Consider the following 13,496-nt stretch of genomic DNA (forward strand, 5'->3'; position numbering starts at 1 on the left):
GTCGACGCCGCCGGCGCTCCACAGACCCGACCGGCGGTCACATCCCCCACCCGTCGCGGCCTCACCCGGAGGCCGCCCACCCTCGTCCGCTCCCGCGGCCGACTCATGAAAAGGAAAAACACGATGGCCACTGGCACCGTGAAATGGTTCAACGCCGACAAGGGATACGGCTTCATCGCCCCCGACGACGGCTCCGCCGATCTCTTCGCGCACTACAGCGCGATCGCCGGAAACGGCTTCAAGGACCTCGAGGAAGCGCAGAAGGTCGAGTTCGACGCCGAGCGTGGCCCCAAGGGCATGCAGGCCGCGAACATCCGCGTCATCTGAGACACGGCCCGGGTGCCGGCGGGTCCCTGACCGGCACCTGGGAGTCGTGGCGCATGCCGCTACGCGGATACGAAACCCCGTAGCGTGGCTCTCAGCGATCGGCGACTGCCGTTGGCTTCATCGGCCGACATGGTCCCGATCGAAACACAGGTAGGAACATCTCCTCCACCGTCGAGGCCCGCCTGGGCCCTATCCGACAGACCTACGCGCGCACCGAAGACTTCCCCCCGATCGCCCGCGCCTACACCGACATCTCACAGGTCGTCCGCGAAAGCGGCCTCCTCCAACGCACCCGCTGGTTCTACCTCCTCGTCGGCGGAGCGCTGGCCCTCGCGTTCGCGGGCTGCGTCGCCGGGTTCATCCTTCTCGGCGACAGCTGGTTCCAGCTGCTGATCGCAGGCGCTCTCGGAATCCTCTTCACCCAGGTCGCGTTTCTCGCCCACGAGGCGGCGCATCGCCAGATCCTGGCCTCGGGGCCCGCGAACGACAAGCTCGCGCTCATCCTCGGCAACGGCGTTGTCGGCATGAGCTACTCGTGGTGGTCGACCAAGCACACCCGCCACCACTCCAACCCGAACCGGGTCGGCAAAGATCCTGACATCGACATCGACACCATCTCGTTCCTCGACGCCGACGCGGCCACGGCCCGCGGCCTCCGCCGCGCGATCACCCGCCGGCAGGGATGGCTGTTCTTCCCCCTGCTCACACTCGAGGGACTCAACCTCCACGCGCTCGCGTTCCGTCACGTCGTCCGCCGCGACCCCGTCAAGGACCGCACGTGGGAGATCGTCCTGCTCGTGGCCCGCTTCGCCCTGATCTGGACGCCGATCTTCATGGTCCTGCCCCTGGGAATGGCGTTCGCCTTCATCGGGGTGCAGCTGGCGGTGTTCGGCGTCTACATGGGCGCATCCTTCGCCCCGAACCACAAAGGGATGCCGGTGATCGCTCCCGACGCCAGGCTCGACTTCTTCAGCAAGCAGGTCCGCACCTCGAGGAACGTCTCAGGCGGTTGGTGGGCGACCTGGCTGATGGGCGGCCTGAACTACCAGGTCGAGCATCACCTGTTCCCGAACATGCCCCGCCCACACTTGTCTCGGGCTCGCAGCATCGTGCGCGAGCACTGCCGCACGCTGGGTGTCCCGTACACCGAGACGACGCTGTGGCGCTCCTACGGCATCGTCATCGCCTATCTCAACCGCGTCGGACTCGCCGCTCGCGATCCGTTCGACTGCCCCGTCTCCGCGACCTATCGGAGGGCGTGACCGAGGAGGCGGGAACATGGGTCGGCCAGGGTCCGCTTCCCTGGCCGGCAGACGACCGTCACCCCGATCACGATAGGGTAAACGCTTACCGCCTGGTTCTCGGTGCGGCCAGGGCGAGAAAGGACGACGATGTCGGATTCCGCGGCACACGCGCGCACGGTGGCGGCCTCCCGCGAGGTCTGCCTGTGGCTGACCCCCAAGATCTTCGCCTCCCTGCGCCATCCCACCGAGGCTGCCGAAGCCTTCTTCGACCACTACGCCGGATGGGCGGGCCGCGGAGACCGCCTCACGCTCAACTTCTGCGCAGGGAACGGAGATCACATCCTCGCCTATCGAGGATCCGACGCGTGGGACGACACCTTCGACTGGGCGCGCTACAACTGCTACGCCGGCGAGGACGTCGGGCACCACACCCACAACCACGCATGGCTCTCCCGAGTGCGCGAGGGCGGCGAGAGGTCGCACAATCCGTACTCGGCCGGCCCCATGTTCCTGCTCAGCGACGAAACGCTGGACTATCGCACACTCGCCGGCATCTACGCGGCTCTCCGGGGCGCCGCCGCCGACCGCGGCATCGATCTCACGCTTCTCGAGTACCTCGAGCCCGGACCCGAGTTCTGCCGCAGTGAGTGGAAGACGCATCTGCACCCCGAAGGCGCGCGCGGGCAGGCGGATGCCGGTGGAAACATCGCCCAGGGCGTCATCGACGTGACCTCCACGCTGACGGCGGACTCGCGTGCGTATGCGGCGTTCCCGCACGGCATCACCGAGGGGCTCATCACCGGCGATTTCGTCGCTGCGCAGTCGGCGGCCTTCGTGCGCGACTTCGGACTGGACGGGATCTTCCTCGGGAACCAATTCGGCCTCCTCGGGTTCTGGGACCCTGCGCATGCACCGGAACCCACCCTCGAGCGACGAACCGGCATCACGAGGTTCTTCGTGCAGATGCGAGAGCACATGGCCGAGAAGCTCATCTACTGGATGGACAGCTACTGGCCCGCCGACGTCGAAGACCGTGCGTGGGCGATGAGCCGCGAGAACTACTATCTGCTCGACGCGATCATGGTGTGCAACTTCGCGGTCCTCGTGGAGCGCACCCAGATGGCCCCGAACCTGCTCAGCCGTTTCGGGCTCCGCGGACGCGACATCGCCGGCCGCGGTGCACCGCGCGTGCTCTTCTCGTTCGACTTCGTCGATCCCTGGTACTGGTATCGCACCTACCTCGATGACCGCCGAACCTTCCTGTTCCAGCACGAGGTGTACGCGGACCTCGGTCACCGCGCGGAGGGGGTCACCTTCTTCGCGAACGACACCTTCGGGCACTTCGTCTGGCCCGACGCGTTGGAGCGAACGCGTGCGGTCATCCTGGATGCTGCATCGGAACCGCCCGCCGCGTGAGCCGCGCGCGGCGGACACCCCGCCCCACCGCAGCGAGAAACCCCCGCGATCCCCGTTTTTTCAGGGGATCTGCGGGGGTCTCACATGGCGGTGACGGTGGGATTTGAACCCACGGTAGGGGTGAACCTACACAACATTTCGAGTGTTGCACCTTCGGCCGCTCGGACACGTCACCGCCGACCAGTTTACGACAGGTTCACCTCACTGGCCAATCGAGCGGGCGAGCGACCGGTCGGGCGGGCGACGACGGCTTGCTTCGATGTCGGGAGACCCCCTCCCCACCGCTCACCGAGCCCCGCCATACTGGCCTCATGAGCGTGATCGAGAACTCGAAACTCACCGTCGTCGGCGCGGGCAGCGTCGGTGCGAGCACGGCCTACGCGGCCCTCATCCGAGGGTCCGCCCGACACGTCGCCCTCTACGACATCAACGCCGCCAAGGTCGAAGCGGAAGTGCTCGACCTCGCCCACGGCACGCAGTTCACCGGCTCGAGCGACATCGTCGGCTCCGACGACGTCTCCGTGGTCGAGGGCTCCCAGGTCGTCGTGATCACCGCGGGCGCCAAGCAGAACCCCGGCCAGACGCGCATCGAGCTCGCCGGCGTGAACGCCGGGATCATGCAGAAGATGATGCCGCAGCTGCTCGAGGTCGCCCCCGACGCCGTCTACGTCGTCGTCACCAACCCGTGCGACGTGCTCACGGTGCTCGCGCAGGAGTCCACGGGGCTCCCGTCCGAGCGCTTGTTCGCCTCCGGCACCGTTCTCGACACCTCGCGCCTGCGCTGGAAGCTCGCCGAGCGCGCGGGGGTCTCGCGGTCGAGCGTCCACGCCTATATCGTCGGCGAGCACGGTGACACCGAGTTCCCGCTGTGGTCGAAGGCCACCATCGGCACGGTGCCGATCCTCGACTGGGTCACCCCTCGTGGCGACAAGATGACCGTCGACGAACTCGACCAGATCGCCGACGACGTGCGAAACGCCGCCTACAAGGTGATCCAGGGCAAGGGCGCCACCAACTACGCCATCGGCCTGTCCAGCGCCCGCATCGTCGAGGCGATCCTCAACGACGAGCACGCCGTCATGCCCGTCTCCCCCGTCCTGCACGACTTCCACGGCGTCGACGGGGTCGCCCTGTCGGTTCCGTCCGTCGTGAGCGCATCCGGTGCGCGCCCCATCCGAGAGACGACCTTCGCACCGAACGAACTCGAGCTGTTCCACCGTTCCGCCGACGCGCTTCGCGACGTGGCGTCGTCGCTGCGCTGATCACACTCCCGGATGCCGTGCCGCGACGAGGTCTGCACTCCCGCCGGCGGTGCGGCATCCGGTGCTCCTCGTGGCGCTGACCGCCCTCAGCCCGCGGAGACCCCGCCGCCGGGGATCGCGCTCAGCAGCTCACGGGTGTAGTCGTGCCGGGGATCGGCGAAGATGTGCTCCGCCGTGCCCTGCTCGAGGATGACCCCGCGACGCATCACCGCGACCTCGTCGGAGATCTGCCGGATGACGCCGAGGTCGTGCGAGATGAACAGGTACGTCAGACCGTGCTCGGCTTGCAGATCCACCAGCAGCTGCAGCACCTGCTCCTGCACCGAGACATCGAGCGCCGAGACCGGCTCGTCGAGGATGATCATCTCGGGCCGCAGGGCGAGGGCCCGCGCGATCGCGACCCGCTGACGCTGACCGCCCGAGAGCTGGGCGGGCCGCCGGTCGGCGAGGGCGGGGTCGAGTCGCACGTCGGCCATGAGATCACGCACGGCGGTTGCGCGTTGAGCACGCGATCCCATCCCGAACGCACGGAGCGGCTCGTCGATGATCGCCCCGATCTTCATGCGCGGGTCGAGGGAGCCGAAGGGGTTCTGGTAGACGACCTGCAGACGACGGCGCAGCTGTCGAAGCGCCGCGCCCCGCAGCCGGGTGATGTCGGCCCCGTCGAAGAGCACCGTCCCGGCATCCGCATCCACGATCCTCGCGACCATGCGCGCCGTCGTGCTCTTGCCCGACCCGGACTCGCCGACGATCGCGAAGGTCGTTCCCCGCGCGATGGAGAAGTCCAGAGCGTCGGCGGCGACGATCGGAGCGGCCGACGATCCGTACGTCTTCGACAGTCCCGCCACGCGCAGGAACGGCTCCACCGCATCGGCCGCCCGTCGGGCGCCCGATGTCGGCTCGAGCCGGTGACTGCGCAGGCCGGGAGCGGCGGCGACGAGGCGACGGGTGTACTCGTGGGTCGGGTCGGCGAGGACCTCAGCGGAGGTGCCGCGCTCGACGATCTCCCCCTTGTTGACCACGACGATCCGGTCCGCACGGTCGGCGGCGACCCCGAGGTCATGGGTGACCAGCAGCACCGACGTGCCGTGCGCCTCGCGCATCTTCTGCATGCGGTCCAGCACGTGCCGCTGCACGGTGGCATCCAGGGCGCTGGTGGGTTCGTCGGCGATGACGAGCTCGGGGTTGCACGCCCACGCGATGCCGATGAGCACCCGCTGCCGAAGACCGCCGGAGAGCTCGTGCGGGTACTGCCGGGCACGCTGGGCGGGTTCGGGCACGCCGACCTCATCGAGGATCTCGATCGCCCGTGCCGCGGCGGCGGGCGGCGTGAGACCCCCGTGACGACGAATGACCTCGGCGATCTGCTCGCCGATGCGCAGCACGGGATTCAGGCTGTGCGAAGGATCCTGCGGGACGAACCCGATCCGAGCGCCGCGGACGCGACGGAGAGCCCGCTGGGACAGCGACATGATCTCGACGTCGTCGAAGCGGATGTCGCCGCCGACGATCGTCGCCTCCTGCGGAAGAAGCCGCACCAGCGCATGCGCGATGGTGCTCTTGCCCGATCCGGATTCACCGACCACCGCGACGACTTCGCCGCGGGCGATGTCCAGATCGACGCCCCGCAGAGCGGGATTCACACCGGTGGGTGTCGCGTAGTCGACGCGCAGGCCTCGGACAGAGAGCAGAGGTTCGGGGGTCATCGCTCTCCTCCGATGTAGCGGGCGATGCGGTTCACGGCGAGCACGACCACCAAGATGACCACACCCGGGAGGATGCTCAGCCACGGCGCGATCGCCACGAAGTCACGACCCGCCGAGACGAGCGCTCCCCACTCCGGTGCGGGCGGCTGCGCGCCGAAGCCGAGGAAGCTCAACGCCGAAACGGCGAGGATCGCGACGGCGAGCTCGAGCGCGGCCATCGAGATGATCGGACGGGCGGCATTCGGCAGCACGTGGCGTACGAGGATCGTCGGCCCCCGCACCCCCAGGGTGCGCGCCGCTTCGATGTACTCCTCTGCACGCACCCGGATCACCTGAGCGCGCATGACGCGGGCGAAGGCCCCGGAGGTCCCCAGGCCGACGCCCAGTCCCACCGCGACGGGTCCGAAGCCGAGCGAGGCGACCACGATGAGGGCCAGGAGGATGCCGGGGATCGCGATCACGACGTCGACGAAGCGCATGACGACCGCATCGACGACACCGCGCAGGTAGCCGGTGATCAGGCCGATGATCGCACCGAGCGTCACGCCGGCGACGACCGCCAGCCCCGCGGCCGACAGCGACAGCCGGGCGCCGTAGACGACGCGGGAGAAGACATCGCGGGCGAGATGGTCCGTGCCGAACAGGTGCTCCCAGCTGGGCGGTGCGAGCCGCATCGCACCCACCGACTCGTACGGGTCGTAGGGGGCGAGGAGTGCAGGTGCTGCCACGGCCAGCGCGGTCAGGGCGAGGAGCAGGATCGAGACGACCATGCCGGGGTAGCGGAGGATCCTCATGAGCGCGCCCCCGTCTCATCCTCCGACGTCGCCGGATCACCGGCGCGCCCGCCGAATGCCGCGGGGACGGGGGCCGAGCCGCCGAACGTCGAGGCGACAGGGTCACCGTCGACGGGCGCTTCGGCAGCCGGGCGCGCGCCGACCACCTGCGTGCGCGTGCGCGGATCGATCACGCCGTAGAGCGCGTCGACGACGAGGGTGACCACCGCGTAGACGCTCGCGACCACGACCACGACGCCCATCAGCACGTTGATGTCGCGGGCGAGGACGGCATCGACGGTGAGTCGACCGATGCCGTCGCGCGAGAAGACGGTCTCGACCACCGCGGTGCCTCCGGCGAGGTACCCGACCTGCAGGCCGATGATCGTGATGGCGGGGAGCATCGCGTTGCGGAGCACGTGCCGGAAGACGACCGTGGACTGCGACAGCCCCTTGGCGTTGGCGGTGAAGACGAAGGGGCTCGCCCCCGCGTCGAACACCGCGGCGGAGAAGACCTGGAAGAAGATGGCCGCCGTCGGCAGGGCGAGGGTGATGCCGGGCAGGACCACGCTGGCGAATCCGGTCGCGCCGGAGGCGGGGAACCACCCCAGTCCGAACGAGAAGACCGTGATGAGCACGAGGCCGGTGAGGAAGGCCGGGATGGCGATTCCGAGCGGGGGGATCTGCACGATGACGTTGCGCACCCAAGCCGGGCGTGCAACGTAGGCCCAGACGGTGAAGCCGAGGGCGATGAGGAAACCGACGACGAGCGCGAAGCCGGCGAGTGCCGCCGTAGGACCGGCGACACGGAGGATCGTGTCGGTGACCGGGAGGCCGGTCGCGATGGAGACGCCGAGGTCGCCGCGGAAGATTCCGAAGAACCCGACGAGGTACTGCTGCCACAGCGGCCCGTCGAGGCCGTAGCGGGCACGCAGCTCGGCGAGCGCCTCGGGATCGGTGGTGGTCGCGTCCCCGCCACGGACGGCGAGGGCGGCCAGGACAGGGTCGCCGGGCAGCGCGTGGATGAGCAGGAATGCCACGGTGTAGGAAGCCCACACCACGAACAGAGCCTGAGCGATCTTGGGAAGCAGGAACCGTGCGGCGGTCCCCGCCTTCGCTCTCCTGCCCTTCGCGTCCACGCGCTGCACCGGCGATGCCATCAGTCGGAGGTGACGACGGCGTCGTAGAGGTTCAGACGCGAAGCCGAGTCGAAGGTGATGCCCTCGACACCCGCACGCGAGGCGTGCAGCTGAACGGTCTCGAGCGTCGGCATGACGTACGCGCGTTCGGCGACGATCTGCTGGATCTCGTCGACGATCTCCTGGCGAGCGTCGGCGTCGGCCGTCTCACGCTGCTCCTGCAGGAGCGCCTCGAGTTCGGCGTCCTCGACGATGCCCCATCGAGAAGGCGAATCGACCGACAGCAGCACGCGCAGCACGTCGGGGTCGGTTCGGGTCAGACCCGCACCGAGCATCTCGTAGTCGCCCGTGGCGATGGCTCCGAAGAAGTCACCGGCGGTGACCATGTTCAGCTGCAGATCGATGCCGACCTCTCGCAGCTGCTGCTGGGTCGCCTCGAGCACGTCCTGCGCGTAGAAGGCGGTGACCGTGACGGTCAGCGGCTGCCCGTCACGCTCGTAGATCCCGTCGGATCCCATCTCCCAGCCGTCGGCCTCGAGAAGCTCGGTCGCACCCTCGGGGTCGTAGGCCAACGTGTCGCCGAGGTCGGTGTAGCCGGGGGTCGACGAGGTGAGCACGCTCGTCGGCGCCGATCCGCTGACCGATCCGGCGATGACATTGATCTGCTCGCGGTCGATGCCCTTGGTCATCGCCTGGCGGACGACCTCGTCGCCCATGAGCCCCTGCTCGGTGTTGACCACGAAGCCGTTGGGCACACCGGGGTTCGCCTTGGCGTACAGGTTGAACTCGTCGGTGGTGTAGCGGGCCTCGTCGATGTAGGGCAGGTCCTGGATGACGTCGTACTCGCCCGAGGACAGTCCGCCCGTGCGCACGCTCGCCTCGGTGATGATCGGGAAGGTGACCGTCTCGAGGTAGGCCTCGCCCTCGTGCCCGCGCAGCTCCGACGGCCAGTCGTAGCCCTCGCGGCGGTCGATGACGATCGAGTCGTTGGCGACGTAGGAGTCGAGCACGAACGGTCCGGAGCCGACCGGGGCGGCGCAGCGCTCTTCGGCCGTCGCGGTCGCCGACGCCTCCGACAGGATGCCGAGCGACATGGTCGTCGCGCCCTGCAGGAACGCGACGTTCGGGGTGTCGAAGGACACCGTGAACTCGGTGTCGCTGATGACCTCGGTGCCGGTGTAGCCCTCGAGGTAGGCTCCCGCGAGCGATGCGGAGCCGCCGAGCTCGATGATCGCGTCGAAGTTGGCGGCCACGACCTCGCTGGTCAGTGCGGTGTCGTCGCTGAAGGTCACATCGTCGCGCAGGGTGAAGGTGTAGGACGTGAGGTCGTCGCTCACCTCCCAGCTCTCGGCGAGCCACGGCACGATCTCACCGGTCTCAGGATCCTGGTCCAGCAGCGAGTCGGTCAGCTGACGGCCGACGTTCAGCGCCGTGGTGACGGAGGTCTGCTGCGGGTCGACGCAGCCGGCGTCCTCCTTGAGGGCGAAGACGACCTCCTGCGCGACGTCGGCCGCGGGGGTGGGGGAGCTTTCGGTGTCGCCGGCGCAAGCGGACAGGGCGACGGCCGCGACGGCGATGCCGGCGGGCGCGACGACCCAACGGGTCGTTCGGGGTCGGGTGATCACAGGGTTCTCCTTCGGAGTGGGGGGCTGCGGAGGGGTGGTGCTCAGTCCGGCAGAGAGCCGGCCACGAGCTCACCACGGGCGACGACGGCCACGATGTTCTCGGTGGTCAGGGTGTCGATGTCCTCCCACGGGCGACCGCGGACGACGACGAAGTCGGCGCCCAGACCCGCCCGGAGGCGACCGGTGGTCTCGCCCATCCGGATCGCATCGGCGGCGTCTGCGGTACCCGCGCGGAGGGTGCGCTCGGCGCTCCAGGCGAAGCTGCGCTGCATGAGGCGCATCTCTTCGAGCTGGTCGCCGAAGGCGATCATGACGCCGTTCGCGTCGGTGCCCAGCACGAAGCGCACACCGGCGGCGGCCGCGCCGACGAAGTTGGCGTCGCGCTCGGCGACGACGGCCTGCGCCTTCTCGGACGCCTCGTCGCTGACGGGGAATCGGCGTTCGGCGATGGCGTCATTGATCAGCAGGGTCGGCGCGACCGGGATGTCGCGCTCGATGAGCGTGTCCCAATGGCGTTCCTCGATGCCCGTGCCGTGCTCGATCGAATCGACCTCGAATTTCAGGGCCAGATCGATTCCCTCGGCATTGTGCGCGTGGGCGGCGACGAGCATTCCGAGCGCATGAGCCTCGTCGACGGTCGCGGCGATCTCGGCCTCGGTCTGGTTGCGCCAGCCGACCTTGTCACCCACGGACAGCACGCCTCCGCTGGTGTAGATCTTGATGCCGTCGGTGCCCGAGCGGGCCCACTGTCGGACGAGCTTGCGGCACTCGTCGGGCGAGTCCGCGGTCGGCGCGCGGTGCGGGTAGTGGGGCGGGGTGAACAGATCGCCGTGCCCCGCGGTCATGCCGACCGGGCAGTGCACACGGATGCGGGGCCCGGGAATGAGCCCGGCCTCGAGGGCGCGCGCGGCGGCGAGCTGGACGCTGGATCCACCGAGATCGCGCAGCGTCGTGACACCGGCCGCCGCGGCGCGTCGGGCGTGCGCCACCACGTGGAGCGAACGCTCTTCAGCGGGAGTGATGAGGGGCCAGGTCATCCAGTCCACGGAGCCGGAACCCGCGTAGGAGTCGAAGTGCACGTGCGTGTCGACCAGTCCGGGAATCACGCTGTATCGGGCATCGGCGTCGCCGACCGGGTCGCCGACCTCCGAGATGGCCCCGCCGGTCCAGGCGAGCGAACGGACGCCGCGGTCGGAATCGCCGTCCCACAGTGCGATCGCCGGGATCCGCTTCTCCGTCTGTGCCACGCGGGCCCCTCTCCTGTGCCGTCCGACGGCGCTCTCCTCGTGCCGACCTCCGGCACACGAGTCGCCACACTACCCACGAAAAATCACGGAAAGGTCAACAAGTTCCCTGGCACAACAGGTTTTACAGGTATGAAACAAACAATGAACCCAGGATTTGCAGGGAATGAGGAAAGCTGGTGGCGTCTCGCTCGACGTTCTTGTCGATAAGTCGGGGCGAAGAAGGGGGATTGATGCGAAGCGCATCGTTGCAGACCGGCCGCCGCATCGCGGTCTCTCTCGAACCGGGAGACGACCTCATCGGGTCGATCGCGGACGCCTGTACCCGATACAGGATCTCACAGGGCGTGATCGTCACCCTCAGCGGCGCCTTCCGCGCCGTCGAGCTCATCGCGGCGCAGTCACCCTCCGCCGACCCGGAACCGCCGTTGCCCGAGAGCGTGCACATCCCGTACACGGAAGGGATCGGATCGGGCACCGTCACATCCGACGCGGACGGCGACCTCGTCGTGCACGTGCACCTCGCGGTGGGGCGCAAGGACGCCGGCGCGCGCGCCTTCGCCGGCCATGTCCTCACCGCCGAGGCGCACTACGTCGTCGAGATCGTGATCGACGAGGTCTTGCAGCCCCGGATGGTGCGCACACCCTCGGAACAGACCTGGGGCCTTCCCACTCTCGACTTCTCCGAGACGACGGAGGCCACCGCATGACCACCTCGATCCCCCTGTCCGCCCCTGCGGGCGACCGCGCCGCACTCCGCGTGCAGCACGAGCTGCTGCGATTCGTCCGGGAAGCCGCCGACAGCGGGGCCCCGCTGCCCGGAGAACTGGAACTCACCTCCCGTCTCGGGTGCACGCGACAGCAGCTGCGCAACGCGATGTCGTCACTCGAGGCGCAGGGAATCGTCCGTCGCCGACAGGGCACCGTCACGACGGTCGATCCGATCGCGCTTCGACTGAGCGTCCGGATGGAGGAGCAGTTCGAGCACACCGACCTCCTCAGCCGCCTCGGCTACCGTGCGAGCGTCGAGGTCCTGAGCGCTGCCACGGCCACCCTGCCACCGCAGGCGGCCGCCCTCATGGAGTTCCCCCCGAGCACGCGCGCACAGTGCGCCCGCAAGCGCTGGCACGCCGATGAGGCCGTCGCGATGGTCGCCGACGACGCCGTCCCCCTGAAGGACGACGTCGAACCCCGCGACGGCGAATCCATCTTCGACCTCGCGCATCGCGTGTGGGGCGAGCCGGTGATCTGGGAGGTCAGTACCCCCGGGGTGGCCCTCCTCGATGCGCCGATGGCGGCGACCTTCGAGCTCCCGGAGGGCACCCCGGTGATGACCTTCGAGCTCGTCGGGGTGGGAGCCAGCGGTCGGCGGCTGATGTACAGCCTCGAATACCACAACCCCGCCGTGGCGGCGTACTCAGTGGTGCGCACGGTCCGCCCGCCGTGGCACGCGGGCTGATCGCCGCAACGAGAGGCACCTCGAGCTACTTGTAGACAAGTTCACGAGCCGATCGGCCGCCCTCCTGTCTCCACTGCCGCGATTCCGGGGTCGGGTTTCCATCGTGTTACATCTGATCAGCCTGACCCCCTTGCACTTGTCGACAAGTGCGCGGCTTCGGCTAGTGTCGTGATCGCTGAAGGAAAGGTCGTCATGTCATCTCCGCCCGCCACCGCCGTTCGCGTGGACGAACAGCAGATCCGCGCTCTGCCGAAGGCGGAGGTGCATGTGCATCTGGAGGGGACGTTCTCACTCATCGACCTCCTGACCCTGGCGAAGGAGAACGACGTCCCCTTGCCGGGACCGGCCGCGAGCGTGTTCGACATCTCTACCCACGCCGACTACATCGCCCCCGAGGTCACGTCGGGCGTCGGCGGATCCGGAGCCGGGTCCGCAGGCCTGACCGGGTTCCTGCGCTTCCTCGACTGGCAGTGCGGACTCGTGCGCACACCGGCGCAGGCCGCACGTGTCACCTATGCCTTCGCCGCGCGCCAGACCGCCGCAGGGGTTCGCTACAGCGACGTCATCGTCAACCCCACCCACTGGAACGCATGGCGAGGGCGCGAACATGCCCTGCTGGATGCATTGACCGCCGGGCTGGACGAGGCCGAACAGGACGGCCTGTGCCGCGTGAGCATCGCCTACTCGCTGCTGCGCTCGCAGAGCGCCGGCGAAGCGGAGGACATCGTGGCCGGCCTCGTTCGCGCGCGCCCGCCCCGCGTCGTGGCCCTCTCTGTCGACGGCGACGAGAAGGTCGCCGGCCGCACCGGAGAGAAATTCCACGACGCTTTCACCGCCGCGGCCGCCGCGGGCTTGCACCGCACCGTGCACGCGGGCGAGTCCAGCGGTCCGGAAGGCGTGTGGGACGCGATCGATCTCCTCCAGGCCGAACGCATCGACCACGGCGTGCGAGCCATCGAGGACGACGCGCTCATCGCCCGACTCATCGAGGACCGCATCAGCCTGGGCGTGTGCCCGCGGTCGAACGTGACCCTCGGCATCTACCCCGACTGGACGAGCCACCCCATCAGGCGACTCGTCGACGCCGGGGTGCTCGTGACGTTGAACACCGACGATCCGGCGCCGATGGGCACGACCCTCGACGTCGACTGGGCGGTCACCGCCGAGCGTTTCGGATTCGACCTGTCCGACATGGTCGGCTTCGCCCAGCGCTCGATCGATGCGTCCTTCGCCGACGACGACCTCAAGCGCGACCTTTCCACCGAGCTGTCGAGCGTGAGCGCGACGCTGCGGTGACCCCG

The 13,496-nt window shown here is 68.8% G+C and carries 12 protein-coding genes and 1 tRNA gene; 7 read left to right on the forward strand and 6 right to left on the reverse strand.

Going from position 1 to position 13,496, the window contains the following annotated elements; all coding sequences use genetic code 11:
- Positions 1 to 123: 123 nt before the first annotated feature.
- From RZO50_RS02840 to RZO50_RS02850, 3 genes are all read left to right on the forward strand, one after another.
- On the forward strand, positions 124 to 327 hold the full coding sequence (locus tag RZO50_RS02840; protein WP_322598185.1) for a cold-shock protein: 204 nt from the start codon (positions 124 to 126) through the stop codon (positions 325 to 327).
- A 158-nt stretch (positions 328 to 485) separates the two neighbouring features.
- A complete protein-coding gene (locus tag RZO50_RS02845; protein WP_322598731.1) occupies positions 486 to 1,589 on the forward strand; it encodes a fatty acid desaturase family protein in 1,104 nt (367 codons plus the stop codon).
- A 129-nt stretch (positions 1,590 to 1,718) separates the two neighbouring features.
- Entirely contained in the window at positions 1,719 to 2,987 is a 1,269-nt protein-coding gene (locus tag RZO50_RS02850) for a hypothetical protein (RefSeq protein ID WP_322598186.1), read from the forward strand.
- A gap of 85 nt (positions 2,988 to 3,072) precedes the next feature.
- On the opposite strand, the gene RZO50_RS02855 is transcribed toward RZO50_RS02850, so the two are convergent.
- Positions 3,073 to 3,162, reverse strand: a tRNA-Ser gene (locus tag RZO50_RS02855).
- A 136-nt stretch (positions 3,163 to 3,298) separates the two neighbouring features.
- Between RZO50_RS02855 and RZO50_RS02860 the strand changes: the two genes are divergently transcribed.
- Entirely contained in the window at positions 3,299 to 4,249 is a 951-nt protein-coding gene (locus RZO50_RS02860) for an L-lactate dehydrogenase (RefSeq protein ID WP_322598187.1), read from the forward strand.
- Between the two features lie 86 nt (positions 4,250 to 4,335).
- Here the strand turns inward: RZO50_RS02860 and RZO50_RS02865 are convergent, their stop codons facing one another.
- From RZO50_RS02865 to RZO50_RS02885, 5 genes are read right to left on the reverse strand one after another with little or no spacing between them, the layout of a single operon-like run.
- Positions 4,336 to 5,955 (reverse strand): ABC transporter ATP-binding protein, encoded by a 1,620-nt coding sequence (locus tag RZO50_RS02865; RefSeq protein WP_322598188.1) that lies wholly within the window; start codon positions 5,953 to 5,955, stop codon positions 4,336 to 4,338.
- A complete protein-coding gene (locus RZO50_RS02870) occupies positions 5,952 to 6,749 on the reverse strand; it encodes an ABC transporter permease (RefSeq protein WP_194384396.1) in 798 nt (265 codons plus the stop codon). The genes RZO50_RS02865 and RZO50_RS02870 overlap by 4 nt, the downstream gene beginning before the upstream one ends.
- On the reverse strand, positions 6,746 to 7,888 hold the full coding sequence (locus RZO50_RS02875; RefSeq protein WP_322598189.1) for an ABC transporter permease: 1,143 nt from the start codon (positions 7,886 to 7,888) through the stop codon (positions 6,746 to 6,748). Before RZO50_RS02875 ends, RZO50_RS02870 begins: the two co-directional genes overlap by 4 nt.
- The gene (locus RZO50_RS02880) at positions 7,888 to 9,492 is read right to left on the reverse strand and encodes an ABC transporter substrate-binding protein (RefSeq protein WP_322598190.1); all 1,605 of its coding nucleotides are present in this window, start codon (positions 9,490 to 9,492) and stop codon (positions 7,888 to 7,890) included. Before RZO50_RS02880 ends, RZO50_RS02875 begins: the two co-directional genes overlap by 1 nt.
- A gap of 41 nt (positions 9,493 to 9,533) precedes the next feature.
- Entirely contained in the window at positions 9,534 to 10,739 is a 1,206-nt protein-coding gene (locus tag RZO50_RS02885; protein WP_322598191.1) for an amidohydrolase family protein, read from the reverse strand.
- A gap of 230 nt (positions 10,740 to 10,969) precedes the next feature.
- On the opposite strand from RZO50_RS02885, the gene RZO50_RS02890 reads away from it, so the two are divergent.
- The 3 genes from RZO50_RS02890 to add all read left to right on the forward strand — a co-directional run bounded on the left by RZO50_RS02890 (position 10,970) and on the right by add (position 13,491).
- Complete coding sequence (locus tag RZO50_RS02890) at positions 10,970 to 11,446, forward strand: PPC domain-containing DNA-binding protein (protein WP_322598192.1); 477 nt, start codon at positions 10,970 to 10,972, stop codon at positions 11,444 to 11,446.
- Positions 11,443 to 12,195, forward strand: a complete 753-nt coding sequence (locus RZO50_RS02895) for a GntR family transcriptional regulator (protein WP_322598193.1) — start codon at positions 11,443 to 11,445, stop codon at positions 12,193 to 12,195. Before RZO50_RS02890 ends, RZO50_RS02895 begins: the two co-directional genes overlap by 4 nt.
- 192 nt (positions 12,196 to 12,387) lie before the next feature.
- A complete protein-coding gene (gene add, locus RZO50_RS02900) occupies positions 12,388 to 13,491 on the forward strand; it encodes an adenosine deaminase (RefSeq protein ID WP_322598194.1) in 1,104 nt (367 codons plus the stop codon).
- Positions 13,492 to 13,496: the final 5 nt, after the last annotated feature.

The organism is Microbacterium xanthum (assembly GCF_034531355.1).
Classification (GTDB): domain Bacteria; phylum Actinomycetota; class Actinomycetes; order Actinomycetales; family Microbacteriaceae; genus Microbacterium; species Microbacterium xanthum.